Origin of the sequence: Fluviicola sp., assembly GCF_030151805.1 — a bacterium.
Taxonomy (GTDB): domain Bacteria; phylum Bacteroidota; class Bacteroidia; order Flavobacteriales_D; family Crocinitomicaceae; genus Fluviicola.
Window position 1 is genome coordinate 1 of the sequence record NZ_JASLCN010000499.1, and the last position, 3,584, is coordinate 3,584.

2 protein-coding genes are annotated in these 3,584 nt (G+C 35.9%); both read right to left on the reverse strand.

Annotated features, from left to right (window positions below; genetic code table 11):
• Nucleotides 1–383: 383 nt before the first annotated feature.
• Complete coding sequence (locus Q1V93_RS18960; protein WP_300666989.1) at nucleotides 384–1,190, reverse strand: ankyrin repeat domain-containing protein; 807 nt, start codon at nucleotides 1,188–1,190, stop codon at nucleotides 384–386.
• A 7-nt stretch (nucleotides 1,191–1,197) separates the two neighbouring features.
• On the reverse strand, nucleotides 1,198–3,584 hold a 2,387-nt coding region (locus Q1V93_RS18965), incomplete at its 5' end, for a YqiA/YcfP family alpha/beta fold hydrolase (protein ID WP_300666991.1).

Genomic DNA, 3,584 nt, shown 5'->3' on the forward strand with positions numbered 1-3,584 from the left:
TGATGAAATCTTTGAGAAATACGTGGAAATGTCAAAGCCAGTTCTAAGACTAACAGTAAGTCCTTCAAACTCAAAAATTGATTTACTGGCTTCCAAAATTTACTACTATTTGGAGCAGTGTAGCCAAGTAATCATTTAACTACAATAATTATCTTGAATTGGCCTCAATACATGATGACAAACGTATACAATTTCGAATTTTTCGATCGTCTTGCAATTTATTAATTGGCTGGCCAGGAACATAAACTTTATTTGATGAAATTATAATTGACTCCTGGTTCCACTCTTTATGACAATATAAAGGGCAGATTTAATTCTGCCCTTTCATTTTACTAAAACTGTTGAGAATGGATAAGTTAAAGTCCATACGTCCCTCCTTAAACTTATTTAATCCCCTTATTCTCTAAGTAACGCAAAATCTCTTTTTTATAATCGTTGTTCTTATCACCAGCTGGATACTCATTCTCATTCAGCAGGTCTGTAACAGTAAGTTTAATTTCGTCAGCTTCACCTTGATTTCTTATGTAACAAGTTTTCGGGATAGGAGCTTTACAATCAACTATTAAATATTTAGCAATACGGATTTCATCTTGTATAATTGCTTCTGTAATAGCTCCATATCCATCATAATAAGTAAATGTATCAATTTTGGCTCCGCTACTGACCAATAATTTTACTGTTTCATAACAACCCGCACTTGAAGCTATGATCAATGGAGAACTGATAATTACAGAATTATCTGACTTTGTTCTTCGAAATGCATTAACATTGGCACCAAACTTAATTAAACACCTGACATTCTCAATATTACATATATAATTATTTTTGGAGCAAGCATCATCCAAAGCGTTCTCTTTTGATTCAAAATCCCTTAAATTTGGGTCTCCTCCTCCTTTCAATAACTCTAATACTGAAACATTTAAATTATTAGTAACTGCAAGCATAAGAAGTGTGTTTCCATATTTCTTTTCCTGAAAATTAACATCTACAGATCCACTAGAAAGAATTCTCCTGATTTCTGGAGCATTTTGATCCGCTACATGTTTAGCCAATTCCTCTAGCTCAGTATTCTTGAATAATCGAAAGTCATTACCTAATAGGTTTTCATTTCCATCATTCAAACAACCGGAAACTAAAATTGCCATTAATATGTAAAGCAAGGACACTTTTTTTTTGAACATCTTCTTCATATCTACCTTATTTTATACCCTTTGCCTTTAGAGCTTTAATTACAGAATCCATACTATGTAACATTACAGGAAAATTTACACCACTATCAATTTCTTTAATACTGATAATCATACCAACTGCATACGCAGTACCGTTATGTTCCCCAAGAACAGTAGTATTCGGAGGCCTATTCAATCTCACGATTCTATTTAGTTGCCCAATGATATATTTGGCTGACGCTTGTGATTTATCTAAAACCTCACCCGCCACAACAAAACTTTTAACATTTATGTAATTATCTCTATTTAATCCCATCTGGCTAATTGTTAAGTCCGATACCCAAGCAGGGTTAAAGACTATCGCGTCAGCTCCTGTTTTTAAAGCAGCAGCGGTCGCTAACCCCCCACCAAGTGAGTGCCCCACAATTGTTACTTTCCCAAGTCCAAATTTCTCTATGATTTTTTGAGAATTTGAAATTGCAAGCTCGTACTGCTCAGATGTTCCAAAAGCTTGAGAAAGGTTATGATTCCAGTCTATCTTCTCATCCGTCCCACGTAAAGCATAGACATACTCTGTTCTTCCATTTATTGTTCTGCTATACAATGTAGATTCAAATCCGATTTCTCTTTTTTCCAATTCAACTCCTGGTATATTATCTGCAACCTTCCATCCTCCACTTAGCTCCTTACTATCACCTGACTTTAGTTTGTCATCATAAGATTTGAGTTCCATCTTTGCCGCTTCCAAAACACTAGGACCTTTATCCGGAGTTACAACTGCACTATCAGATGATCCTGTGTGCCACTCACCATTATAGAAAACAAAATTTCCATCCTTAGAGCCATCTCCTTCCTTTTCATTGCCAGTAATCGGTGGTGGCTCTCCCTCTAATCCAATAGGGTCTATATAAACTATTGGATTATCATTAAAGGCTGCATATGAAGACCATTGAGGTAATTTGCCCGTAAGAGGATCGCAACTAACAAATTTACATGCCCACGGCATATAATAACGTGCTCCATAGTAATATAACCCACTTTCTTCGTCTTTTTCTTTGCCGGAATAACGATAGCGCTTTTTAGAATAGCTTCCAAAAGAAGTTTCTCCAAAAGGATAATATTCTTCTTTGTTTATTGAGAAACCGTTGGTTTCCAACAATATTGTTGAAGAGCCCAAATGGTCTTCAAGGTTATACTTTACGGAAGGAGTCATGTCTCCAAAGACATCTCCTTCACGAATCATAACAATTCGAGAATTAGCATCCATGATATGAGTTGTCGTTTGTACATCTAAACCATTTGTCTTGTATTCAAATGTTCCTCCAATATAACTAATACTCTCGTAATCGCCACCTTGAGTACGAACAATTTTCTTCACTCGATTTCCCGATCCATCATAAAGATACTGAGCATAGATAGTTGGTTCTGCTGTACCTGCCTGATTATAAAAACAACGCATCTGATTACTAAAATCCCATTGAAAGAAGCGGCTACTATTTTCCTGTATTTGATTTCCGGAATTATCATACAAATAATTACAGCTATTCAGACCAACAGTTATTGAATGTAATCGGTTATTAGAAACAGAGTAATCAAAATTCCGAGTAAATAAGTTCTCCCCTATATGTTGAAGCGATTGAATATTTCCCACTTTGTCATAATTATAATGTTGTGTATAGGAAGTTGTAATCGAATTGTCCGTACTTCTATAAACATCATCCCACCAAGGAAATGGGGTTCCTGGATTATTCTCTCTGCCACTTGCTGCAATTAAACGATACAAAGGATCATACCCAAACGATCGTGTGAGTGAACTAGTCCCCCCAACACCACAGTCCGGGCTTTTATCAGTAATTGTCAAAATATTTCCAATCAAGTCACTAGTGTAAGCTAGATCCTGTTTGGTTGTCCCAGATTGAGGGATGAATTCCCAACTCGATTGCAGGTATTTTTCAGATTTAAGGCGCGATAATCGAGAAGTTCGATTATCGTAAACATATCTCGTCATAATATCATTCCCATATGCAATTAATAAACGCTGTCCTTTCGCATTGTAAGCAATTTGTTTGACATAATCTGTCCCATCAAATGTTACACCTTTCAAAGCTCCCGCACGATTATATGATGGTAATAAATCTTTCCTTATATTGTTTGCATCTTCCGGGTAAGTAACTTTTTTTAATCTATTCAATGCATCATATTCAAAATTAGTTTCAAATGTTTTCGTATCCAAGATAGATGGAAACCCGGCCCAGTCCACCCGATAACAACTTACATTCCAGTCAATAGGTGGAGGTGAAAAAACACTCAGTAATTCTGCATCAGAAACGCACTGCCTTTTGGTGTCTAATATATTACCTTTGAAATCGTATTCGGAAATTTCAACCAGTCCTGCTTCATCATAATTTCGATAGA

What these genes read in the sequence shown, in the direction of transcription:
- Q1V93_RS18960 (WP_300666989.1), bottom strand. Translation starts at nt 1,190, where the DNA reads ATGAAGAAGATGTTCAAAAAAAAAGTGTCCTTGCTTTACATATTAATG.